This is a genomic window from Rhizobium croatiense (genome assembly GCF_019793465.1).
GTDB lineage: Bacteria > Pseudomonadota > Alphaproteobacteria > Rhizobiales > Rhizobiaceae > Rhizobium > Rhizobium croatiense.
Genome location: NZ_JAILYJ010000021.1, coordinates 1 through 22437 on the forward strand (window position 1 = coordinate 1; position 22437 = coordinate 22437).

Here is a 22437-nt window from a genome sequence, read left to right on the forward strand (position 1 = left end):
AGCAAAAGCCCAGAAGGGCGGCGGCAGGCCGATGGCTTCCAGCTCCTCCTCGGTCTTCAGCCAGAGTTCATGCGCCTCGCTGGCCAGGTGGAGCGAAATCTCCGGCACATGCGGTGGCGCCATCAGACTGGTATTGGCGCGGATGAAGGCTTCCGGATCGGTTTTCAAAGGTCGTCAGCGCGGCGGATTGTCGAGCCCGCCCATGCGGCAGACTTCGGCCCACTCGTCGTCGGTTACCGGCTGCACGGAAAGGCGCATGGAGGTGACGAGCGACATCTTGGCAAGCTTCTCGCTCGCTTTGACGTCCTTCAGCGTCACCGGCTTCGGCATGTCCATGACGGCGCGGATGTCGACGCAATCCCACTTCGGATCTCCCTTGGCGGTAGAATCGGGATGCGACAGGGCACAGACTTCGACGATGCCGACGATCTCCAGCCCGTCATTGGAGTGATAGAAGAACCCCTTGTCGCCGATCTGCATCGCTCGCATATTGTTGCGCGCCAGATAATTGCGCACGCCCGTCCATTCCGTGCCTTTTTCACCGGCGGCCTTCTGCTGCTCCCAGGACCAGGAGGCAGGTTCGGACTTATACAGCCAATGCGCCATGCTTTAAGCCTCCGGCTTGTTGAAGACCCAGTTGAAGGGCTTGATCTCAACGCTTTCGAACAGCCCGGCCTGGGCGTAGGGGTCGGCATCGGCGAGCGCCTTTGCCTCCTGCGCCGTCTCCGCCTTGACAAGCACCAGACTGCCGCAGGCCTTGCCTTCGTCGTCGAGGAAGGGACCGGCCATCGAGAGCTTGCCTTCGGCATTGAGCTTGTCGAGATAAGCAAGATGCGTCGGCCGCGTCTCCATGCGGACGTTCAGATGTCCCGGCTTGTCCTTGCAGAGCAGGGCGAAAAGCATGTCTGTTCTCCTATTCGGTGGTGATGGGACGCGTCATCAACTGCTCTATGGCGTCCGATATATCGAGCCTGCCGTCGATGATGGCGGAAACGGCGTCGGTGATCGGCATGCTGATCGAAAGCTCCGCGGCAAGCCGCGAGGCGACCGAGGCGGCGAGCGCCCCTTCCACCAACGCGCCCTGCAGCGGGTCGGCCTTTTCGCCGCGCCCGAGCGCGATGCCGAAGCGCAGGTTGCGCGATTGATGGCTGGTCGCCGTCAGCACCAGGTCGCCGAGGCCGGAGAGCCCGCGCACCGTATCCGCCTGGCCGCCTTTGGCGACGACGAAGCGCGACATTTCCGCGAGGCCACGGGCAATCAACGCCGCACGGGCGGATTCGCCGATGCCACGGCCCTCGACGATGCCGCAGGCGATCGCCAGCACATTCTTCAGCGCACCGCCGAGCTGCACGCCGATGCGGTCGCTGGAAGCGTAGAGCCGGAAGGTGCGGCCCGATATCGCCTGGGCGAGCCGCTCGGCGGTCTCCATATCCGCCGCCGCGATCGCCATCGCCGTCGGCAGGCCTTTGGCGATGTCGGCGGCAAAACCGGGGCCGGAGAGCACCGCCACCGGATGGTCCGGCAGCTCCCGCTCCAGCATGTCGGTCAACAGATTGCCCGTCGCCCGCTCGATGCCCTTGGCGCAGGTGACGACGACGGCATCTTTCGACAGATAGGGGCCATATTGCCGCGCCGCATCGGCCTGCGTCTGCGACGGCATCGCAAAAAGCACGATGGAGGCGCCGGCGATCGCCTCCGCCTCGGCGGAAAATTCGAGCGATTCCGGCAGGGCAATGCCCGGCAGCACGGCATCATGCAGACGCTCGGCCTTGAGATCGGCTATCAGTGACGGATTGCGTCCGACAAGTATCACCGCGCTGCGGCCGGCAAGGGCGATGACGGCGGCAAGCGCCGTTCCGAAAGCGCCAGATCCGATGACGGCGATTTTTTCGCTCATGCCTTGGCTCCTCTCTTTCCAAAGCCGATCAGCCTTTCGGCATTGGCATCGAGCGGCCAGCGCGAACGCGGCTGCACGTCGAGCGGATCGGGCGCAATACCTATGGCCATCCGCTCCAGGCCCGCCCAGGCGATCATCACCGCATTGTCGGTGCAGAGGCTCAGCGGCGGCGCGATGAAGCGGAAGCCGTTCTTGTCGCAAAGCCCCTGCAGCGTCGCCCGCAGTTCGAGATTGGCGGCGACACCGCCGGCAACGACGAGCGCCGGCGTCCCTCCGGTCGCCGGCAACTCCGCCTTGAAACGCTGCAGACCGCGGCCGATGCGGTCCTTCAGCGTGCGCGAAATCGCCCGCTGGAACGAAGCGCAGATATCCGCCACGTCCTGATCGCTGAGCGGCGCGATCTCCTGCGCCGCCTGCCGCACGGCCGTCTTCAGGCCGGAGAAGGAGAAGTCGAGCCTTGTCTCGCCGACCAACGGCCGCGGAAAATCGAAGCGGCCGGCATTGCCGTCCCGCGCCATGCGTTCCACCGCCGGGCCGCCGGGATAGGGCAGGCCGAGCAGTTTCGCCGTCTTGTCGAAGGCTTCACCGAGCGCATCGTCGATCGTCGTGCCCCAGCGCTCGTAATCTCCGACGCCGCGCACCAGGATGAGCTGGGTATGACCGCCGGAGACGAGCAGCATCAGATAGGGAAAGGAAAGCCCGTCGGTCAGCCGCGCCGTCAGCGCATGGCCTTCGAGATGGTTGACCGCATAGAGCGGCTTGCCGGCGGCCTTGGCAATCGCCTTGCCGGTCATCAATCCCACCAGCAGCCCGCCGATCAGCCCCGGCCCCGACGTCGCGGCGATGGCGTCGACATCGGCCAGCGACACATTGGCGCGCTTCAGCGCCGCCTCGATCAGCTCGTCCAGCGCCTCGACATGGGCGCGCGCGGCGATCTCCGGCACCACGCCGCCATAGGCGCTGTGCTCATCGAGCTGGGAAAGCACCACGTCGGAGAGTATTCTGGAATGCCCCTCCGCATCGCGCTCGACGACCGCCGCGGCGGTCTCGTCGCAACTCGTCTCGATGCCAAGGATGCGCAGAAAGGGAACCATAAGGCCTGTTCGTTCATTGCGATGGGGCCGAAACCCGGTTACGAGAACTCCGGTAACAACGGAACAGAGCGGATGCAAATAAAACCTTTCCGGATCGGCACGCGGGGCAGCCCGCTGGCGCTCGCCCAGGCGCATGAGGCCCGCGACAGGCTGATGGCAGCGCATGGCCTGCCCGAAGAGATGTTCGAGATCGTCGTGCTGTCGACCAAGGGCGATCGCATCACCGACCGGCCGCTGGCCGAGATCGGCGGCAAAGGCCTCTTCACCGAGGAGCTCGAACAGAAGCTTGTCTCGGGCGAGCTGGATTTCGCCGTGCACTCCACCAAGGACATGTCGACGCACCTGCCGGACGGTCTTCATCTCTCCGCCTATCTGCCGCGCGAGGATATCCGCGACGCCGTCGTCGGCCGCACCGCGCCCAAGCTGATCGACCTGCCGCATGGCGCCACCGTCGGCTCCTCGTCGCTGCGCCGCCAGGCGCTGATCCGCCGCATGCGGCCCGACATCAACGTTATAACCTTCCGCGGGTCGGTCGAAACCCGGCTGCGCAAACTCGAAGAGGGTCAGGTAGATGCAACCCTGCTGGCGCTTGCAGGCCTCAAACGTCTCGGCAAGGTCGAGCTGCTGACCGATATCCTCGATCCCGACACCTTCCCGCCGGCGCCGGCCCAGGGAGCGATCTGCATCGAAAGCCGCGTCGGCGATACGAGGATCGACGACCTGGTGGCGGCGGTCAATGACGCCGCCACCTTCGACACCGTCTCCTGCGAACGCGCTTTCCTCGCCGCCCTCGACGGTTCCTGCCGCACGCCGATCGGCGGCTATGCTGTCTGTGAGGGCGACCTCATCCGCTTCTCCGGCCTGATCATCACACCCGACGGCCGCAGCCAGCATGCCGTGACGACCGACGGACATCGCCGCGATGCGGCCGCCCTCGGCACCCGCGCCGGCCAGGACGTGCGCGCAAGGGCCGGCAGCGCCTTCTTCGACGACTGGCACTGAAGCGGCCATGCGCGTGCTCGTCACCCGCCCCGCGCATTCGGCCGAGACAACCGCACAACGTCTGCGCGACATGGGCCACGAGCCGCTGCTGCTGCCCCTGCGTCGACCACAACATGACAGTGCCGCAGCCGCCGGCGCGCTTGCCGCCACCAGCGGCGCGATCGCGGTGACGAGCGCCGAAGCCATGAGGGTGCTGTCGGCTCTCGGCGAGACACTTGGTCCGCACCTTGACCGTCCGATTTTTGCGGTCGGCCAGATGACGGCGCAAGCGGCGCGGCGCCTTGGCTTCCGGTCCGTCACCGCCTCTTCGGGCAACGGCCGCGATCTCGCCGATCTCGTCGCCGCGCAAAAAACGGGGACGTTGCTCTATCTCGCCGGCATGCCGCGCGCCGAAACCTTCGAAGGCAGACTGCGTGAACTCGGCATCCGCTTTTCCGTCGCCGAATGTTATCGCATGCAGCCGGTCGCTCCCGGCCCGGCCGACATCGGGGCGATTTTTTCGGGCCATCGCCCGGATGCCGTTCTGTTCTATTCCCGGCAGACAGCCGAAGATTTCTTTCAGGTGGCAGAGCTGCGATCAGTTCTCTCCGAACAGGGCGGAATCCGCCTCCTCTGCCTCAGCGAGGCGGTGGCGCAGGCCATTCCGACTTTCCTGAAGGGAAGCGTGACGATTTCGCCGATGCCGGATGAGATAAGCCTTTTGTCGCTGCTTTGAATGCCCTGGCCGCCCAAATTTGATCTAACCTCTTCCCTTAATTGGCATCACTGTCTAGTTTCGTTGCAATGCAGGATAAAGAGGACCTCATGGTATCGGGAAACCCGCCACGCCATTCGAAGAGCGCCGACGAGCCGGTCACGATCGACCTAGAAGCACAGGATTTCGCCTCTGCAGCCGATACCGAAAAGCCGGTAGAAAATGATGTCGGCGATACCGACAACAGCCCCGCCGAGGCCGGCGTGACGCCCGAAACCGAAGCGGCGTCGCAGCCCGAGCATGAACGCGCCGAACAGGAACAGCCGGAATTCGAAGGCCAGCCCGGAACGGATGCGCGAGAAGAGGAGCCGGCAGCTCCGGAACCTTCCTTCACGCCCGCTCCAGAACAGCAGGCGCCGCGGGGCGCCGGCACTTCCGGTCTGATAGCCGCCGGCATCTTCGGCGGTCTCGTGGCGCTGCTTGGCGCAGGCGCCATTGAATATGCCGGATACCTTCCGGGTACCTCGGCGCCGCAGACGGCATCGCCTGACATCGCCGATCTTTCCGGTGAGATCGACGGCCTGAAACAGACCGTCGCCAATCTGGCCGCCAATCCCGTAGGCACCGGCGACGGCGCGCTTGAGACACGCCTCGCGGCGCTGGAAGCGGCTGCGAAAAACCCCGCAGTGGCGACGCCGGCCGATTCGGCAAATGTCGAGGCGCTCAACCAGAAGATTGCCGAGCTCAGCGGCCAGGTCGATCAGTTGCGCGCCACACTTGCCCAGTCCTCCGAGCAGCAGACGAGCAATGGCGCCGATATCGCCAAGCGCCTCGAGGAAGCCGAAAAGAAGCTGAACGAACCGCGCCAGGATGTCGCCGTCGCCCGAGCGATCGCGGCAGCCGCCCTCAAGGCGGCGATCGATCGCGGCGGCCCGTTCCTCGCTGAACTCGAGACCTTCGCCGGCGTCGCGCCCGACGATCCTGCCGTCGCCGACCTGCGTAGCTTTGCCGAGACCGGCATTCCCTCGCGCACCGAGCTCGTGCGTCAGGTTCCCGACGTTGCGACCGCGATCATCGAAGCCGTTAACCAGCCGGATCCGAACCAGAGCTGGTCGGACCGGCTGATGGCGAGCGCAAAATCGCTGGTGACCGTCCGTCCCGTTGGCAATATCGAGGGCGAAAGCGTCGAAGCGATCGCCGCCCGCATGGAGGATAAGGTGAAGAACGGCGACCTGCCCGGTGCTTCCGCCGAATGGAATGCTCTGCCGGCTCCCGGAAAGCAGGCGTCCGCCGCCTTCAAGCAGTCGCTGGAGGCGCGCATTCGGGTCGAGGAACTGGTCGGCGGGGCGCTGTCGAAAGCGGTCAGCGGCGCCGGCAAGGAGGGCTGAGAACATGATCAGACTCGTTGTCTTCGCCCTGCTCGTATTGCTTCTCGCCTATGGCTTCTCCTGGTTCGCCGATCGTCCCGGCGATCTCTCGCTGATCTGGGAAGGCCAGCTCTACCAGACGAAGCTGATCGTCGCAGTGAGCGCGATCATCGCTCTGATCGCCGCCGTGATGATCGTCTGGTGGTTCGTTCGCCTGATCTGGACCTCGCCGCATTCGGTGACGCGTTATTTCCGCGCCCGCAAGCGCGACCGCGGCTACCAGGCGCTGTCGACCGGCCTGATCGCGGCCGGCGCCGGCAATGCGCTCCTTGCCCGCAAGATGGCGGCCCGCTCGCGCGGTCTCATCCGCGCCGATCAGGAGCCGCTGATCAACCTGCTCGAAGCCCAGGCCGCCCTGATCGAAGGCCGCCACGACGAGGCGCGCGCCAAGTTCGAGGCCATGGCCAACGACCCGGAAACGCGCGAGCTCGGCCTGCGCGGCCTCTATCTCGAAGCCCGCCGTCTCGGCGCCAACGATGCCGCCCGCCAATATGCCGAGAAGGCTGCCGACAACGCGCCTTATCTGCCCTGGGCCGCCCAGGCGACGCTCGAATATCGCAGCCAGGCCGGCCGCTGGGACGATGCGATCCGGCTGCTCGAACAGCAGAAGGCCGCCCGGGTCGTCGAAAAGACCGAAGCCAACCGCCTACACGCGGTGCTGTTGACGGCGCGCGCCACCGAGAAGCTGGAAGGCAACCCGGCCGGCGCACGCGACGACGCGCTGCAGGCGCTGAAGCTCGCCGCTGACTTTGTCCCGGCCGCCCTCATCGCCGCCAAGGCCTTGTTCCGCGAAGGCGGCCTGCGCAAGGCCGCTTCGATCCTCGAACAGGCATGGAAATCGGCGCCGCATCCCGAGATCGGCCAGACCTATGTCAGAGCCCGCAGCGGTGATTCCACGCTCGACCGGCTGAAGCGCGCCGAGCGGCTGGAGGCGCTGCGCCCGAACAATGTCGAATCCCTCCTCGTCGTCGCCCAGGCCGCGCTCGACGCGCAGGAATTCGCCAAGGCCCGCGCCAAGGCGGAAGCGGCGGCGCGCATCGAGCCGCGTGAAGCCGCCTTCCTGCTGCTTGCCGACATCGAGGAGGCCGAGACCGGCGACCAGGGCCGCGTGCGCCACTGGCTGGCCCAGGCGCTGAAGGCTCCGCGTGATCCGGCCTGGGTGGCGGACGGCTTCGTCTCCGACAAATGGCTGCCGGTGTCGCCCGTCACCGGCCGTCTCGATGCCTTCGAATGGAAGGCGCCTTTCGGCCAGATCGAGGGTCCGCTCGAAGACGGTTCGGCGCCCGCCGCGATCGAAACTGCCCTGAAGACCCTGCCGCCGCTGCGCGACGTCAGGCCGGAAAGCCCGGTCAACGATCACCGCATCATCGAGCTGGAACGCGCCGCGACGATCGCCGAGGCCGTGCGCCCCGCGCCAGCGCCGGCAAAGCCGAAACCCGTCGAACCGGTCGCCGGCGATAAAGCGCCGGTGCCGAACGAAGCAAAGCCCTTCTTTGGCGGGCTGCCGGATGATCCCGGCGTTCGCGATTCCAGGGCGGAACCGGAACCCAAGACACGGCTTCGCCTTTTCTGAAATGGAACGAAAACCGCATGTTCGAACGCTTTCAGGCATTCTTTCAGAAGCTGACCGCCGACCACCCCAGGAAGGGTTTCGCCCCGGATGATCCGCGCATCGCGGTGGCGGCGCTGTGCATGCAGGTCATGGAGGCCGACGGGCAGATCAAGGCCAGCGAGAAGAAGCGACTGCGCAAGCTCCTGAAGGAACAATATGCGCTCGACGGCAAACAGCTCGACGCCCTGATGGCCGCCGGTCTCGAGGCCGAAAGCACCGCGGTCGACTATTATCGCTTCACTTCCGACCTGAAGCGCCACCTGAACACCGAGCAACGGCTGGAGCTGATCGGCATCCTCTGGGACATCGTCTATGCCGATGGCGAACGTAGCGAGATGGAAGATCATGTGATCTGGCGTATCGCCGATCTGCTGGGCGTTTCCGCGCGCGAGCGGATCCAGAAACGGCAGGAGGCCGCCGCCAGGGTGACGGATGTCCGGGTTTTGCAAGATGATTCCGACTGAGCGAATTCAGCACCGCGACGAGCGTCCGATCCTCATCGTCCTGCATCAGGAGCGATCGAGCCCCGGCCGTGTCGGTCAGCTGCTCGTCGAAAAGGGCTACCGCCTCGACATCCGCCGACCGGTGCTCGGCGAGCCGCTTCCGGCAACGCTCGAAGATCATGCCGGCGCCGTCGTCTTCGGCGGGCCGATGAGCGCCAATGATCCTGACGACTTCATCAAGAAGGAGATCGACTGGATCAAAATTCCGCTGCGGGAAAAACGTCCCTTTCTCGGCATCTGCCTCGGTGCGCAGATGCTGGTGCATCATCTCGGCGGCAAGGTGCAGGCGAATACCGACGGCTCGACCGAGATCGGCTGGTATCCGCTGCGCCCGACCGAGAGAGGCCGGCTGCTGATGCACTGGCCGAAGATGGTATATCATTTCCACCGCGAGGGTTTCGAGCTGCCGCACGGCGCCGATCTCCTGGCCGAAGGCGATGCCTATCCGAACCAGGCCTTCCGCTACGACGGCAACGCCTGGGGCCTGCAATTCCATGCCGAACTCACCCGGGTGATGATGCATCGCTGGGTCGTGCACGGCGCCCATCGCTTCATCCTGCCGAACGCCCAGCAGGGCCGCGAACATCTCGAAGGCCGCATGCTGTTCGACGCGCCGCTGAGAGCCTGGCTGACCGAATTCCTCGATCTCGTCTTCGAGGGAAAGACCGCAAAAGCGGCGCACCCGATCACGCTTCCTGCATAGGAGCGCACCTCCGCAGGATGCGACCTTCTTACGCTATGCAGGCGCGTCGAGCGTGTCGATCCTGCGCAGTTTCGGGAAGCTCGACGCCCAGATCGCTGCCACGACCAGGGTTCCGATGCCGCCGATGACGACCGCCGGCACCGCGCCGAAGATCGAGGCCATCGTGCCCGCCCTGAATTCCCCGAGCTCGTTCGAGGCGCCGACGAAGACCATGTTGACCGCATTGACGCGGCCGCGCAGCTGATCCGGGGTCCACAGTGCAATCAGGCTCTCGCGCACATAGACCGACACCATGTCCGCCGCCCCCATCAGCGCCAGTGCGGCGATCGAGACTTCGGTGTTGGTCGAGACCCCGAAGACGATGGTTCCGAGGCCGAACAGGGCGACGCCGATGAACATGTAGATGCCGGCACGGTGCTTCAGCGGGTAGGCGGCCAGAAAAATCGCCATGACGATGGCGCCAAGCCCCGGTGCTGCGCGCAACAGTCCGAGGCCCCAGGGGCCAAGCGTCAGGATATCCCGGGCGAAGATCGGCATCAGCGCGGTGGCGCCGCCGAGCAGTACGGCAAAGAGATCGAGCGAAATCGCGCCGAGCACGACCTTTTCGGCGCGGATGAAACTGAAGCCGCCGAGGATCATCGCCCAGTTCTTGGCCTCACCCACCGTCTTCTGCACCGGCTTCGGGATCATGAAGAGAAGGCCCGCGCCGAGAATGGAAAAGATCACCGCCACCGTATAGGCGGTCGTCGCGCTGACACCATAAAGCAGGCCGCCCATCACCGGTCCGGTGATCGCCGCAAGCTGCCAGGACGATGAATTCCAGGCGATCGCGTTCGAAAGTGCATGCTCCGGCACGAGATTGGGCGCGAGGGACTGCACCGCCGGCAACATGAAGGCGCGTTCGATGCCGAAGATCAGCAGCACCGCAAAGACCGGCCAGGGCGCGAAGGTTTCGGTCGCCGTCATGATGAGCAGCGCCAGCGTGCAGAGCGCGCTCACCAGCGAGCACAACGCTGCGATGGCTCGGCGGTTGTGCCGGTCGGCCACCGAACCGGTGACGAGGATGAGCAGCAGCGACGGCAGGAACTGCACGAGGCCGATCAGGCCGAGATAGATCGCCTTGCCCGTCTGGTCGTACATCTGCCAGCCGACGGCGACACTGACGATCTGCTGCGAGAAGGAGAGCAGAAAGCGGGCGAAGAAGAAGCGGGTGTAAGACGAATGCCGGAACGCGGCAAAACGGTCTCCGGTGGGCGAAAACGACATGAGCCTTGTCCGAGGAAGCGGGCGCCGGAATGGTTGCGAGGCCGCCCGTTAAACATGATTTGCCCTGCGTTCCCACACGGCACTTGCTCGTTTAGTTGCCAATGTCTACATGTCTGTCAACAACCAATTGGAGACGACGATGTTTGCCTTGTTTCAAACCATTGATTTGGTTTTGAATATTTATACGTGGATCCTGATCGCCAGCGCCGTTTTCTCCTGGCTCTATGCGTTCAACGTCATCAATTCCAGCAACCAGTTCGTCAACTCGGTCGGCATGTTCCTCTATAATGTCACCGAGCCGGTGCTGAAGCCGATCCGTCGTCGGCTGCCGAACCTCGGCGGCATCGACATTTCGCCGATCATCCTGTTGGTGATCATCTTCTTCCTGCGCACCTTCCTTTGGACGACAGTCTATCCGCTGGTCGCTTGAGCCCTCCCTGGAGGCTCTTCGCTGATCATCTGCGCTTGACTGTTCGGCTGACGCCGAATGGCGGGCGCAACGCGTTCGACGGCATTGAGACGGACAGCGAAGGCGAGGCTTATCTGAAGGCGCGCGTCACCGCCGTTCCGGAAAAGGGAAAGGCCAATAAGGCCCTGATCGCGCTCGTTTCCAAATCGGTCGGCGTTGCCAAATCCAGCGTCAGCGTCGTTTCCGGCGAAACTGCGCGCAAAAAAATCCTCCGGATCGAGGGTGACCCGGAGGATTTGGCAAAAAAGCTCGAAACACTTTCAGGCTGAACGATCAGCCTTTCGTCTTCTTGGCACGCTCGATGGCCTCGAGGATAAGGGCGCCGGCTTCGCCGGAATCGCCCCAGCCGAAGATCTTCACCCACTTGCCCGGCTCCAGATCCTTGTAATGCTCGAAGAAGTGCTCGATCTGCTTCAGCGTGATCTCGGGAAGATCGGTATAATCCTTCACCTTCTCATAGCGCAGCGTCAGCTTCGGCGACGGCACGGCAATGATCTTCTCGTCCTTGCCCGAGTTGTCTTCCATCTTCAGGACGCCGATCGGGCGCACGTTGATGACGCAGCCGGGAACGAGCGGGCGGGTGCTGGCGATCAGCACGTCGATCGGGTCGCCGTCCTCAGACAGCGTGTGCGGCACGAAACCGTAATTGCCCGGATAGGTCATCGGCGTATAGAGGAAGCGATCGACGACCAGCGTGCCGGCGTCCTTGTCCATTTCATACTTGATCGGATGACCGCCGACCGGAACCTCGACAATAACGTTGACGTCTTCAGGGGGATTATTACCGATGGAAACGGCGTCGATGCGCATACGAAACTCCTGCGAGGTTGAATTGCTCGCAGCCAGATAATCAGTTTCATGCGGCAACGCAACATTGGAGATCACCAATGCGTGATGGCGGCGGCAACCCAACCACATCAAAATTCTAGCAGGAGATGAGCGAACTGCAGGCTGGATGGCTCAGTTCCAGATGAAGCCGATTTTCTTCAACTGCTTGTGGTCGAAATTTTCCATGCCTTCGCAGAAATCAATCCCGCCGTGATGGCGGTAGAAGCGGCTGGCGGTCTCGTTTTCCTCGAGGCACCAGACGACCAGCCCATTGCAGCCGAGTGACTTCAACAGCCGGCGCGCCTCGCCGAACAGCATACGGCCGAGACCGATGCCCTGATATTCGGGACGAAGGTAGAGCTCGTAGATCTCGCCTTCCTGCGGCAGAGCGCGGGCGCGGTTGAGCCCGAGCGTCGCATAACCGGCGACCGTTCCGGCGACATCGAGAACCAGCAATGTCGCAGGTCCGCGCGTTGCCTTGCGCCACCAGTTTTCGCCGCGTCGCTCGATCATCTGTGTCAGGGCGCGATGCGGAATGATGCCTGCGTAAGTGTGCTGCCAGGCGAGCCTATGGGTTTCCGATATGGCTCGGGCATCGTGCGGTTCGGCCCGCCGGACATCGATCGACAACGTCTTCATAACGTTTACTCTGGTCCTGCCGGGGGCAATTAACCATACGCGATGACGCATTCGGCTCGATTGCCCACAGACTTGATATGTGGACGACGAATAAATTTTAACGCTTTTTTAACGATTGTCACAAGTCGGAATCAGCGCAGCGCACAATAAAAAACCCCGGCTCGAAGGCCGGGGTTTTCAGAGAGTGTCTCTCTTTGTTTATGCATGTCGTTATCCCGGAACCGCTGCACACTTCCGGGCGACATGCATTGCGCTCTCAGAGAGCCGCTTTCGACTTTTCGAAACGCTTGCGATCGTTTGCGTCGAGATACATCTTGCGCAGACGAATATTCTTCGGCGTCACTTCCATCAGCTCGTCGTCCTGGATCCAGGAGAGCGCGCGATCAAGCGTCATGCGGATCGGCGGCGTCAGCTTCACCGCTTCATCCTTGCCGGCCGCGCGGATGTTGGTGAGCTGCTTGCCCTTCAGGACGTTGACTTCAAGGTCGTTGTCGCGCGAATGGATGCCGATGATCATGCCGGCATAGACCTTTTCGCCCGGCTCGATGATCATTGGGCCGCGATCTTCCAGGTTGAACATCGCATAGGCGACGGCTTCGCCGGCTGCGTTGGCGAGCAGCACGCCATTGACGCGACCGCCGATCGCACCCTTATAGGGCTGGTAGTCGTGGAACAGCCGGTTCATGATCGCCGTGCCGCGCGTATCCGTCAGCAGCTCCGACTGGTAGCCGATCAGGCCGCGGGTCGGTGCGTAGAAACGCAGGCGAAGACGATTGCCGCCCGACGGACGCAGCTCGACCATTTCGGCCTTGCGCTCCGACATCTTCTGCACGACGACACCGGAATGTTCTTCGTCGACGTCGACGACGACTTCCTCGATCGGCTCCAGCAGCTGGCCGCTTTCATCCTTGTGCATGACAACGCGCGGACGCGACACGGCAAGCTCGAAGCCTTCGCGACGCATGGTTTCGATGAGAACGGCGAGCTGAAGTTCGCCGCGGCCGGAGACGTAGAACGAATCCTTGCCTTCGGCTTCTTCGATCTTCAGGGCGACGTTGCCTTCCGCTTCCTTGAAGAGACGGTCGCGGATGACGCGTGAAGTCACCTTGTCGCCCTCGGTGCCCGCCAGCGGGCTGTCGTTGACGATGAAGGACATGGTCACCGTCGGCGGGTCGATCGGCTGCGCCTTCATGGCTTCCGAGACGGCCGGATCGCAGAAGGTGTCTGCGACCGTACCCTTGGAGAGGCCGGCGATCGCGACGATGTCGCCCGCATGAGCTTCATCGATTGCCGTGCGCTCGATGCCGCGGAAGGCGAGAATTTTGGAGATTCGGCCGGTTTCGATCAGCTTGCCGTCCTGGCCGAGAACCTTGACGGCCTGGTTCGGCTTGATCGAGCCCGATGCGATGCGGCCGGTGATGATGCGGCCGAGGAAGGGGTTGGCTTCGAGGATCGTGCCGATCATCCGGAACGGGCCTTCTTCGACGGTCGGCTCCGGAACATGCTTGAGCACCAGGTCGAGAAGCGGCGCAAGACCCTGATCCTTCGGTCCCTCAGGATTGACGTTCATCCAGCCGTCGCGGCCCGAACCGTAGAGGATCGGGAAGTCGAGCTGCTCGTCGGTCGCGTCGAGATTGGCGAAGAGGTCGAAGACTTCGTTGATGACTTCTTCGTGGCGGCCGTCCGGGCGGTCGATCTTGTTGATTGCGACGATCGGACGAAGGCCGACCTTCAGCGCCTTGCCGACGACGAACTTCGTCTGCGGCATCGGGCCTTCGGAGGCATCGACGAGAACGATCGCACCGTCCACCATCGAGAGAATGCGCTCGACTTCACCGCCGAAGTCGGCGTGGCCGGGAGTATCGACGATGTTGATGCGGACACCCTTCCACTCGACCGAGGTCGCCTTGGCGAGAATGGTGATGCCGCGTTCTTTTTCGAGATCGTTCGAGTCCATCACGCGTTCGGCTACGCGCTGATTTTCGCGGAACGAGCCGGACTGCTTGAGAAGCTCATCCACCAGGGTCGTCTTGCCATGGTCAACGTGCGCGATGATCGCGATATTGCGAAGTGCCATATGTGAAATCTCTGAGGCTGGGGCGCACGCTCATGAGGACGCGCCTATTAGTTTGGGGCGTCCATACAGTTTTTTTTGCGCTTGCGAAAGGGGGAAACGCGCAAAAGCTGCGGCAAGGCCGTCGCCCCGCCGCATCACAGATTGTCATCAAATTGTCTTAGGCATCGCTGCCTGTCAATTCCTCGAAGGTCGAAAGTCCCTTTTTGACCAGCATCGCATCCGGGCTCGGCAGCTTGCCGCGGAAGGCCTTGTAGGCATCTTCCGGATCGACCGAGCCGCCGACGGAATAGATGTTTTCCTTGAGCTTGCGCGCCATCTCGCCGTTGAAGGCGTCGCCCGTCTCCTCGAAGGCGGCAAAGGCGTCGGCATCGAGCACCTCGGACCACATGTAGGAGTAATAGCCGGCTGAATAACCGCCGGAAAAGATGTGCTGGAAGTGCGGTGTGGCGTGGCGCATGACAATCGATTTCGGCATGCCGATCTCGGCCAGCACCTCCGCCTGCACCGCCATCGGGTCGTCGACCGCCTCGCGCGTATGGAAGGCCATATCGACCAGCGCCGACGAGGTGAACTCGACGGTGTTGAAGCCGGCATTGAAGGTGCGGGCCGCCAGCACCTTGTCGAGCAGCGCCTGCGGCATCGGTTCGCCGGTTTCGAAATGCACGGCATAGCGCTTCAGGATATCGGGCACGGTCAGCCAGTGCTCGTAGAGCTGCGACGGCAGTTCGACGAAATCGCGCGAGACGCCGGTGCCGGAAACCGAGGGATAGGTGACATTCGAAAGCATGCCATGCAGCGCATGGCCGAATTCGTGGAACAGCGTGCGCGCATCGTCGAGCGACAGCAGCGCCGGCTTGCCTTCGGCCGGCTTGGCGAAATTGCAGACATTGTAGATGATCGGCAATTCGCCATGGCGGCCGTTCTTTAGTTCGAGCTTGTGCTGCGACTGCAGCGAGCTCATCCAGGCGCCGGATCGTTTCGAACCACGGGCGAAATAGTCGCCGAGGAACAGGGCGACCAGCCTGTCGTCGCGGTCCCTGATTTCGAACACTCTGACGTCAGGGTGATAGGCGGCAACGCCCTTCTTCTCGACCGCACGGATGCCGAACAGCCGGCCGGCGACGTCGAAGCAGGCCTCGATGATCTTCTCGAGTTGCAGATAGGGCTTGAGCTCGGCCTCGGAGAAATCGAACTTCCGGGCCCGGATCTTTTCGGAATAGTGGCGCCAGTCCCAGGGCATCACCTCGTGGTTCCGGCCCTCTTCGGCGATCAGCGCCGCGATGTCGATCTCCTCCTCGCCGGCGCGCTTCACCGCCCGCGCCCAGACCGCTTTCAGCAGGCCGTTCACCGCTTCCGCCGTCTTCGCCATGGTGTTGTCGAGCTTCAGCTCCGCGAAATTGCCGTAGCCGAGCAAGCTCGCTACCTGATGGCGCAGCGCCAGCATTTCCCGAATGACGGTGCGATTGTCCGTCTCTCCGCCGTTTTCGCCGCGCGTCACCCAGGCCTTGAAGGCCTGCTCGCGCAAATCCCGGCTCTCCGAGAAGGTGAGGAACGGCTCGATGATCGAACGTGACAGTGTCACCGCAAATCTGCCCTCCTCGCCGCGCTCGCGCGCCGCCGCAGCCATCGCGTCGCGCAGGAATTCCGGCAACCCGTCGAGCTCGGGCCCATCGGAAAGCACCAAGGCCCAGGCCTTTTCGTCGGCCAGCACGTTCTGGCCGAATTGCGTCCCGAGGCCGGCAAGCCTTTCGTTGATTTCGGCAAGCCTCTCCTGCTCGGCCTTCTCGAGCTTGGCGCCCGATTTGACGAAGCCCTTCCAATGGCGTTCCAGCACCCGCGTCTGTTCCAGCGTCAGGCCGAGGCTCTCGCGCTTCTCCCAGAGCGTGTCGATGCGGGCAAAAAGCGCGGCATTCATGCCGATCTTCGAATAGTGGCGCGACATCTTCGGCGAGATTTCCCGCTCCAGCGCCTGGATCACATCATTGGTATGCGCACCCGCCTTGTTCCAGAAGAGCGCCGAAACGCGCGACAGCGCATCGCCGGCAATCTCCAGCGCCGTGACCGTGTTGTCGAAGGTCGGCGCATCGCTGTTCCCGGCGATCTCGTCGATTTCTTGTTCATGCGCGGCCAGCGCCGCATCGAAGGCGGCAGCAAAATCGCCGTCATCGATGGCGTCGAAACGCGGCAGGCCGTGCAGGCCGTCCCAGTGGGTGAGCGCCGGATTGAAATCATGGGGAGAGGGCATGGGAGAATTCCTTTTGTATGCGAATGGAGGATCAATATAGGAGGGCCGCCATGGATTGGTATGTTTCGGCAGCCAGGCTTTTGTCTCGCGCTAGCGAACTGATGCACGTCAGCCAAATTGGTGGACAAGCTTTGTCACGTGCGAATTAACCATTTGTTAACGATTGACGCGAATCACGCGCAAGCGCTAGTTTCCGGGTGATCTTCCTGCCAGGGGACATGCGCCATGGAAATTTTTTCCCTGCGGTCTTCTCAGAGTTTGCTATTTAAAAACAACCCTAATAACGCAAAAAATTCGAAGACTGCCGATATTCACATCGAGATCAAGGCTCCGGCCCCCGTCTCGTTCCAGATCGAAGATAATCCCGGCGAGGGGCCTGATTTTACTGCCGTCAGCCCCGGAGAGCTGCGCACTTACGCGCGCCAAAGCTTCGACAGCGGCGTGATCGATCAGAACACCTACGCCGCGATCTCCGAGCCTCTGCCGATGCACGCAATCGATCCGCTCGGCAACATCATCGACCTCTCCGGCGTCACCGACGGCACGAGCTTCAATTTCCTCGATTATTACAAGAACCAGCTCCAAGTCGCCATGTCGATCGGCGATCCCAACGACGTTCAGACGCTGAAATCGGTGGTCAATTTCCTGGACGGCTGAATCAGGTCTTGCGCCAGCCGATGAGGCCGGGCGTCGCGTGCCATAGCGCCTGGGCGGCAAAGCCCATGAAGAGGACGCCGGAGCAGCGCACGATCAGCCGTTCATGGGCGCGATAGAAGCGCCGCACCGCGCCTGCGCCGATAATGCCGATCAGGATGATGTCGGCCGTCACGAATCCCAGGAAGGACACGCCGAGAAGCACCGGAAGCGCCTCGAAATCGAGCGCGCCGGCAGAGCCGGCGACCAGGGCGGTGAAGGTGGCGAGCGCCACCGGATAACCCTTCGGATTGGTGACGCCGAAGATCAGGCCGCGGCGAAACGGCCGCTCGACCATGACAAGCGGCTGCCCTTCCGCTTTCGGCTTGGCATTGACGGCGCTCCAGCCGATCCAGGCAAGGTAGAAACCGCAGGCGAGGCCGAGCAGATCGAAGACGAAGGTCCCGATCGTCTTCGCACCGACGATCGCGATCAGCGCCAGCGACGACCAGATCAGATCCCCCACCAGGTGCCCCATCATGAAGAAGGCACCCGCCTTGCGCCCCTGCCCGGCGCCGATGCCGAGCAGCTGCAGGAAAGCGGGTCCGGGGATGAGCACGTAGAAGAGCGCCGCCAGGAAGGCGCCGAACAGCAGGGACTGCGTCATGGAAATGCTCCGAGGGTGTTTGGGGCAGACTATGCGATCGTGGCAACCCGTCAAGGGAAGCGTCTCGCCCGCGCTCGACATTTTCATCATGCTCGTTCCCACGATCCGATGGGTGGCGACTGATGCACTCAAATTCTTCGGTCGAACACGGCGACCGGCGTCTTCAGCCGATAGAGCGTCGTCGGTCGTCGGGCCCGCTCGGTCTGGCGTTTTTCGCCCTCGACCACCTCGAGCAGATCCAGATCGTTGATCTTGCGGCGAAAGGCACTTTGATCCAGCCGTTCGCCCATCACCGTTTCATAGATTGCTTGCAGTTCCGACATCGTAAAGACGGCAGGAAGCAGCCTCGCCGGAATGGTCGAATAGGCGCCTTTGCCGCGCAGCCGCTCCAACGCGGCATCCACGATTTCATTATGGTCGAAGGGCAGCTTGCCTGCGGCCTCGACTGGCCGCAACTCCAGCAGACTGGCGCCACCTGCTAAAGCTCCCCGTGGGACCAGCGCAAAATACGCGATCGACACCGACCAGTCGCGAGGATCTCGTCGTGCCGATGCGAAGGTCCGGAGCTGCTCGAAGAATATGCCCTCGACCCCTGCCTTGGAACGAAGGATGCGCCGGACCGCCGCCTCCGCGTCGGCGTCCTCATCCGTGTGCACATAGCCGCCGATCAGCGCCGGATCGCCGACAAACGGCTCGGCGGGACGCTCAAGCAACGCCACGCAGAGCCGTCCTTCGTGTAGCGTCAGTAAGACGATGTCGACCGTCACGATCGGTCGTGCGAATTCAGCCTCTGCCATCAGAATGTTCCTGCCGCCCTTCGTAGCCTCATAGCGGCCAGTCCGGGAAAAGACAATTTGCAAATAGCAACTTGCAAAGTGCAATTTGCAAGTCTATATATTTGTCTGTGACGACGGCGGCGGGGTGCCCGAGCCGGATCTCCAAGACAGCCACCAAAGGAGTTATGCCATGGGTATGGGACGTTTCAGCACCGCAGAATGGGCGGCCTACAATGCACGCCATGTGGACGGCCGCAGCCGGTCGGAAATATTCGGCGCCACCGGCATCGATCCGCGGTTCGATCCGGCGCGCTTTTCCACTCGCGAGAGCCGCGACAGCGCCTACAATCCGCAATCGACTCCGATCATTCTAGCTTCGGATGTGACTGGTTCGATGGGCATGATCGCCCACGAGCTTATGCGCGGGGGGCTCATCACCCTGACATCGGAGATCTACGACCGCCGTCCGGTATCCGATCCGCACATCATGGTGGCGGCGGTCGGAGACGCGTTCACCGATGCCGCACCCCTGCAGGCCACCCAATTCGAGGCCGATATCTCGCTTGCCAGCCAGATCCGCGCCTTGTGGCTGGAAGGCAATGGCGGTGGCAATAACGGCGAGAGCTACAGCGCCGCCCACCTTCTGGCAGCCCTCAAAACCTCGACCGATGCCTTCGAAAGACGCGGCCGCAAGGGGTATCTCTTCACCATCGGTGACGAGCCGGTTCACAACGGCCTGTCCGCCGACCAGATCGCCCGCATCTTCGGCATCGAACCGCCGCGCGGTCTGAGCGCCCGGGAATGCCTCGCGATGGCGCAGAGATCCTACGAGGTCTTCCACATCGTCATCCGCGAGGGCTATGCGGCCAAGGGACTTGACCGGGTGCTGCGGAGCTGGCAGCCGCTGCTGCCCGGCCGCACCTTCGTGCTCGATGACTACAGGCGCATTGCCGAATTGGTGGTTTCGATCATCGAAATCACCGAGGGCCGGGATGCCGGCGAGGTGGCTGCCAGCTGGCCGGATGCGGCGGCGGCAGTCGTGGCCAAGGCAATTGGTGAACGCCAGAACCGGCGCCTGCTCCCGCTCTTCTAAGTGAGATATTTGAAAGGCCCCGGCGCGATCGCTCCGGGCGCCGTCGAGGAGCAGAATGATGAGTATCCAAGCAAAGGCCGTGATCGGTGCGCTTTACGGCGACGAAGGCAAGGGACTGATGGTCGATCGCCTTGCCGCAGTCACGCCGGGAGCGGTGGTGGTTCGCAGCAATGGCGGCGCTCAAGCCGGCCATACCGTGGTCGATCCCGCCGGCATCCGCCACGTCTTCCACCATGTCGGCTCGGGCAGCTTTGCCGGAGCTGCCACCCACTTCAGTCGCTTCTTCGTCGCTCACCCGATGCTGTTTCTCGACGAGTTGGCCGCCCTCAATGAGCGGGGTGCGAAGCCTCAGACCAGCAGCGACCCGCGCGCCCTGATCACCACACCTTTCGACGTCCTGATCAACCAGGCCGTGGAATTGGCCCGGGGCACTGCCCGCCACGGAAGCTGCGGCCTCGGCTTCGGCGAGACTATCGAGCGCAACCTGCACCCCGAACTCGCCCTTTCGACAAAGGACCTGTTTCGCCCTGATCTGCACGCCCTCCTTGTTTCGATCCGAGACGGCTGGGTGCCTGGACGGCTCGCCGCGCTCGGCATCACCGCCTTACCCGAAGAACTGGCTGCCGTACTGGCTGACGACATCACCATCGCCGGCTTCGAGGCGGATTGCGCCGCATATCTCGACCACGTCACGCTCTGGCCCGACCGACGGCTGTGCGAACGCGGCACTGTCATCTTCGAGGCGGCACAAGGCCTATGCCTCGATCAGAACCGTGGCGCATTTCCTCACGTCACCCGTTCGAATACCGGGCTAGCAAATATACGCGCCATCGCCGCCGAGGCCGGTGTCACAGAGTTGGACGCGGTATATGCGACGCGCTGCTACACCACCCGCCACGGCGCGGGACCCCTCAAGGGGGAGGTTCCCACGCTCCGTGGCGTCAATGTCGTCGACCCCACCAACGCACCGAACGAATGGCAAGGTAGCCTAAGGCTCGCCCCGCTCGATCTCTTTATGCTCCGCAAGGCCATCGCAGATGATCTGACCTCGGATCGCGGCGGCATTGCGGTCAAAGCCGGGCTGGCGGTAACCTGTCTCGATCAGACGGAAGACGGCTTTGCCGTCACCGATCAAGAGGAAGTAATCCGGCTTGATCCTGTCAAGGCCGCGCCTGATATAGCCGATTTCGTCGGCCTGCCGCTCTGGGCCGAGAGCTGGGGACCGCGTCGTCGTGACGTCAGGCTCTATGTCGAAGCAGCCGTCGCCTAATTCAACGCAGCAATAAAAGCCCGCTCAGCATTTGCCGGCGGGTCCAATATCGTCGCTTAGTCCTTGCGCGACTGCTTGATCTCGACGGGCGTCCTCATGATGATTTCCCGGTGCGGGAACGGGATCGACACGCCGGCCTCCTTGAACGCGTCCCAAAGCGCCATCAACACCTGGCCCCTGACATTCGTCAGACCATTTGCGGGATCGGAGATCCAGAAGCGGAGCCGGAAATCAAGCGATGAAGCGCCAAAGCAGGTAAGCCAGCATACCGGCGCCCTGTAATTGTTGGCAACGCGATCCACCGTAGAGGCAGTCGCGATTGCGATTCTGGCGACTTCATGTGGATCGCTGTCATAAGCCGTACCGAAGTCGACATCGATCCTGACATAGTCACTGGAGAACGACCAGTTGACGACCTGTTGGGAAATGAAGTCCTCGTTGGGGATCAGGTATTCTTTGCCGTCACGCGTGATGACCGAGACGAACCGCGAGCGCAAATCGCGGATCGAACCGAAGGTATCTCCGAGCGTGATCGTGTCGCCTGGCTTGATGGATTTATCGAGCAGGATGATGATGCCCGAGATGAAGTTCGATACGACTTTCTGAAGGCCGAAGCCTATTCCGACGCCAACTGCGCCGGAAAAAACGGTCAATGCCGTAAGGTCGATGCCGGTCGCTGACAAGGCAATTGCGCCGGCGATCATGATCAAGCCGATTTTTATGAACTTGCTGATCAGGACCTTGATCGATGGCGAAAGATCGCTCGACCTCTGCACCCAACGGGACAGGACATTGCCGACGAGAACCGCCATCCAGATGAGCGCGACAGCCAAGACGACCGCTTTCAGCACAAGAAGGAGTGAAAGCCGCACGGCCCCCAGATTGACAGCCAGGCCATCGAGCGCGGAAAGCACCGGACCGTCAAGCCGGAGCGCGTACAACGCGACGTAGCTCCAACTGACGATTGCGACCGTACGCGACAGGGTGGGATTATGGATAATCTTGGTCAGTACGGAGATGATGAACCAAGCCGCCGTCAGCGTCAGGGCAGTCGAGACAAGCCACCGTTGCGACGGCCAGGTGTTTTGGGTGAGGGCGACGTTTGCAAGCCACAGCCATACCGCAAGAAAGAGCCACTTCAAGCGCCGCATGAAGGCGATTATCACGCGCAAGAGGTCCGGATTACCTTTGATGCGCCTGGCTTTCGCTTCCAACGCGGCTTCAGTGCGTGATGCCAGGAACGATGCTGCGACATAACCGACGGCGATAATTCCGAATTGATAGAGCGTCCATTCGCTGAAGACAAACGTTCGGAACCACTGCTCGAACGCGTCGATTGTCTGCCTGACATCCATGGTTCCGGCCTTTGTAGCCCTTCAAGGCAGATAAAGGCGTCGACACCATTTTTGTTCAATTCACCGCACGATCACCGGTGATCCCATTCACGCTTTTTGACATCGTTGCCGCCAATTTCGTGGAGCGCGACCACGACAGGCGTCGACGTGCCGGACCGACCCTTTCCTTTTTGCACCGCCTTCATAT

General features: G+C 62.6%; 23 protein-coding genes and 1 pseudogene. 11 read left to right on the top strand and 13 right to left on the bottom strand.

The features are described from left to right. The 5 genes and pseudogenes from K6M89_RS31225 to tsaD form a co-directional block, all read right to left on the bottom strand. Positions 1-168, bottom strand: a pseudogene (locus K6M89_RS31225) (methyltransferase); the annotation flags it as partial. A 6-nt stretch (positions 169-174) separates the two neighbouring features. Then, positions 175-606 (bottom strand): EVE domain-containing protein, encoded by a 432-nt coding sequence (locus tag K6M89_RS26670; RefSeq protein ID WP_064683804.1) that lies wholly within the window; start codon positions 604-606, stop codon positions 175-177. Between the two features lie 3 nt (positions 607-609). Beyond that, positions 610-903 (bottom strand): YciI-like protein, encoded by a 294-nt coding sequence (locus tag K6M89_RS26675; protein WP_064683805.1) that lies wholly within the window; start codon positions 901-903, stop codon positions 610-612. A 10-nt stretch (positions 904-913) separates the two neighbouring features. Then, positions 914-1897: an NAD(P)H-dependent glycerol-3-phosphate dehydrogenase gene (locus K6M89_RS26680; RefSeq protein ID WP_222141604.1), complete on the bottom strand. Its 984-nt coding sequence runs from the start codon at positions 1895-1897 to the stop codon at positions 914-916. Beyond that, entirely contained in the window at positions 1894-2991 is a 1098-nt protein-coding gene (gene tsaD, locus K6M89_RS26685; protein WP_222141605.1) for a tRNA (adenosine(37)-N6)-threonylcarbamoyltransferase complex transferase subunit TsaD, read from the bottom strand. The genes K6M89_RS26680 and tsaD overlap by 4 nt, the downstream gene beginning before the upstream one ends. A 72-nt stretch (positions 2992-3063) precedes the next feature. Between tsaD and hemC the strand changes: the two genes are divergently transcribed. From hemC to K6M89_RS26715, 6 genes are all read left to right on the top strand, one after another. Further along, positions 3064-3993 carry a hydroxymethylbilane synthase gene (hemC, locus tag K6M89_RS26690; protein ID WP_097580591.1) on the top strand — a complete coding sequence of 310 codons (930 nt, stop codon included), beginning with the start codon at positions 3064-3066 and terminating at the stop codon, positions 3991-3993. Positions 3994-4000: 7 nt separating this feature from the next. Continuing rightward, the gene (locus K6M89_RS26695) at positions 4001-4708 is read left to right on the top strand and encodes a uroporphyrinogen-III synthase (RefSeq protein WP_222141606.1); all 708 of its coding nucleotides are present in this window, start codon (positions 4001-4003) and stop codon (positions 4706-4708) included. Between the two features lie 68 nt (positions 4709-4776). Beyond that, positions 4777-6075 carry a COG4223 family protein gene (locus K6M89_RS26700; protein ID WP_222141607.1) on the top strand — a complete coding sequence of 433 codons (1299 nt, stop codon included), beginning with the start codon at positions 4777-4779 and terminating at the stop codon, positions 6073-6075. A 4-nt stretch (positions 6076-6079) separates the two neighbouring features. Beyond that, positions 6080-7687, top strand: coding sequence for a heme biosynthesis protein HemY (locus K6M89_RS26705; RefSeq protein ID WP_222141608.1), 1608 nt, complete (start codon positions 6080-6082; stop codon positions 7685-7687). A gap of 17 nt (positions 7688-7704) precedes the next feature. Continuing rightward, positions 7705-8190 carry a tellurite resistance TerB family protein gene (locus K6M89_RS26710; protein WP_097580587.1) on the top strand — a complete coding sequence of 162 codons (486 nt, stop codon included), beginning with the start codon at positions 7705-7707 and terminating at the stop codon, positions 8188-8190. Beyond that, entirely contained in the window at positions 8159-8932 is a 774-nt protein-coding gene (locus K6M89_RS26715; RefSeq protein ID WP_097580586.1) for a glutamine amidotransferase, read from the top strand. The genes K6M89_RS26710 and K6M89_RS26715 overlap by 32 nt, the downstream gene beginning before the upstream one ends. 33 nt (positions 8933-8965) lie before the next feature. Here the strand turns inward: K6M89_RS26715 and K6M89_RS26720 are convergent, their stop codons facing one another. Beyond that, a complete protein-coding gene (locus tag K6M89_RS26720; RefSeq protein WP_097580585.1) occupies positions 8966-10198 on the bottom strand; it encodes an MFS transporter in 1233 nt (410 codons plus the stop codon). A 139-nt stretch (positions 10199-10337) separates the two neighbouring features. On the opposite strand from K6M89_RS26720, the gene K6M89_RS26725 reads away from it, so the two are divergent. Together K6M89_RS26725 and K6M89_RS26730 are read left to right on the top strand one after the other, a co-directional pair. Beyond that, positions 10338-10628 carry a YggT family protein gene (locus K6M89_RS26725; RefSeq protein ID WP_097580584.1) on the top strand — a complete coding sequence of 97 codons (291 nt, stop codon included), beginning with the start codon at positions 10338-10340 and terminating at the stop codon, positions 10626-10628. Beyond that, positions 10625-10936, top strand: coding sequence for a DUF167 domain-containing protein (locus tag K6M89_RS26730; RefSeq protein WP_097580583.1), 312 nt, complete (start codon positions 10625-10627; stop codon positions 10934-10936). Before K6M89_RS26725 ends, K6M89_RS26730 begins: the two co-directional genes overlap by 4 nt. A 4-nt stretch (positions 10937-10940) precedes the next feature. On the opposite strand, the gene ppa is transcribed toward K6M89_RS26730, so the two are convergent. From ppa to K6M89_RS26750, 4 genes are all read right to left on the bottom strand, one after another. After that, entirely contained in the window at positions 10941-11477 is a 537-nt protein-coding gene (gene ppa, locus K6M89_RS26735; protein WP_064683816.1) for an inorganic diphosphatase, read from the bottom strand. Positions 11478-11627: 150 nt separating this feature from the next. Then, positions 11628-12134, bottom strand: coding sequence for a GNAT family N-acetyltransferase (locus K6M89_RS26740; protein WP_010027368.1), 507 nt, complete (start codon positions 12132-12134; stop codon positions 11628-11630). A 256-nt stretch (positions 12135-12390) separates the two neighbouring features. Continuing rightward, positions 12391-14211 carry a translational GTPase TypA gene (gene typA, locus K6M89_RS26745; RefSeq protein ID WP_012485506.1) on the bottom strand — a complete coding sequence of 607 codons (1821 nt, stop codon included), beginning with the start codon at positions 14209-14211 and terminating at the stop codon, positions 12391-12393. A 157-nt stretch (positions 14212-14368) separates the two neighbouring features. Then, positions 14369-16456, bottom strand: coding sequence for a M3 family metallopeptidase (locus K6M89_RS26750; protein ID WP_222141609.1), 2088 nt, complete (start codon positions 16454-16456; stop codon positions 14369-14371). 225 nt (positions 16457-16681) lie between these two features. On the opposite strand from K6M89_RS26750, the gene K6M89_RS26755 reads away from it, so the two are divergent. After that, positions 16682-17113 (top strand): hypothetical protein, encoded by a 432-nt coding sequence (locus K6M89_RS26755; RefSeq protein WP_097580581.1) that lies wholly within the window; start codon positions 16682-16684, stop codon positions 17111-17113. Between the two features lies 1 nt (position 17114). Here the strand turns inward: K6M89_RS26755 and K6M89_RS26760 are convergent, their stop codons facing one another. Then, positions 17115-17756, bottom strand: coding sequence for a LysE family translocator (locus K6M89_RS26760; RefSeq protein ID WP_222141610.1), 642 nt, complete (start codon positions 17754-17756; stop codon positions 17115-17117). A 128-nt stretch (positions 17757-17884) separates the two neighbouring features. After that, positions 17885-18553 carry an NUDIX hydrolase gene (locus K6M89_RS26765; RefSeq protein ID WP_097580579.1) on the bottom strand — a complete coding sequence of 223 codons (669 nt, stop codon included), beginning with the start codon at positions 18551-18553 and terminating at the stop codon, positions 17885-17887. 169 nt (positions 18554-18722) lie between these two features. On the opposite strand from K6M89_RS26765, the gene K6M89_RS26770 reads away from it, so the two are divergent. Both K6M89_RS26770 and K6M89_RS26775 read left to right on the top strand, forming a co-directional pair. Continuing rightward, positions 18723-19625, top strand: a complete 903-nt coding sequence (locus tag K6M89_RS26770) for a hypothetical protein (RefSeq protein WP_222141611.1) — start codon at positions 18723-18725, stop codon at positions 19623-19625. Between the two features lie 58 nt (positions 19626-19683). Beyond that, a complete protein-coding gene (locus K6M89_RS26775; protein WP_222141612.1) occupies positions 19684-20895 on the top strand; it encodes an adenylosuccinate synthetase in 1212 nt (403 codons plus the stop codon). A gap of 56 nt (positions 20896-20951) precedes the next feature. Here K6M89_RS26775 and K6M89_RS26780 read toward each other — a convergent pair whose 3' ends face one another. After that, positions 20952-22250 carry a mechanosensitive ion channel family protein gene (locus K6M89_RS26780; RefSeq protein WP_222141613.1) on the bottom strand — a complete coding sequence of 433 codons (1299 nt, stop codon included), beginning with the start codon at positions 22248-22250 and terminating at the stop codon, positions 20952-20954. Between the last annotated feature and the right edge of the window lie 187 nt (positions 22251-22437).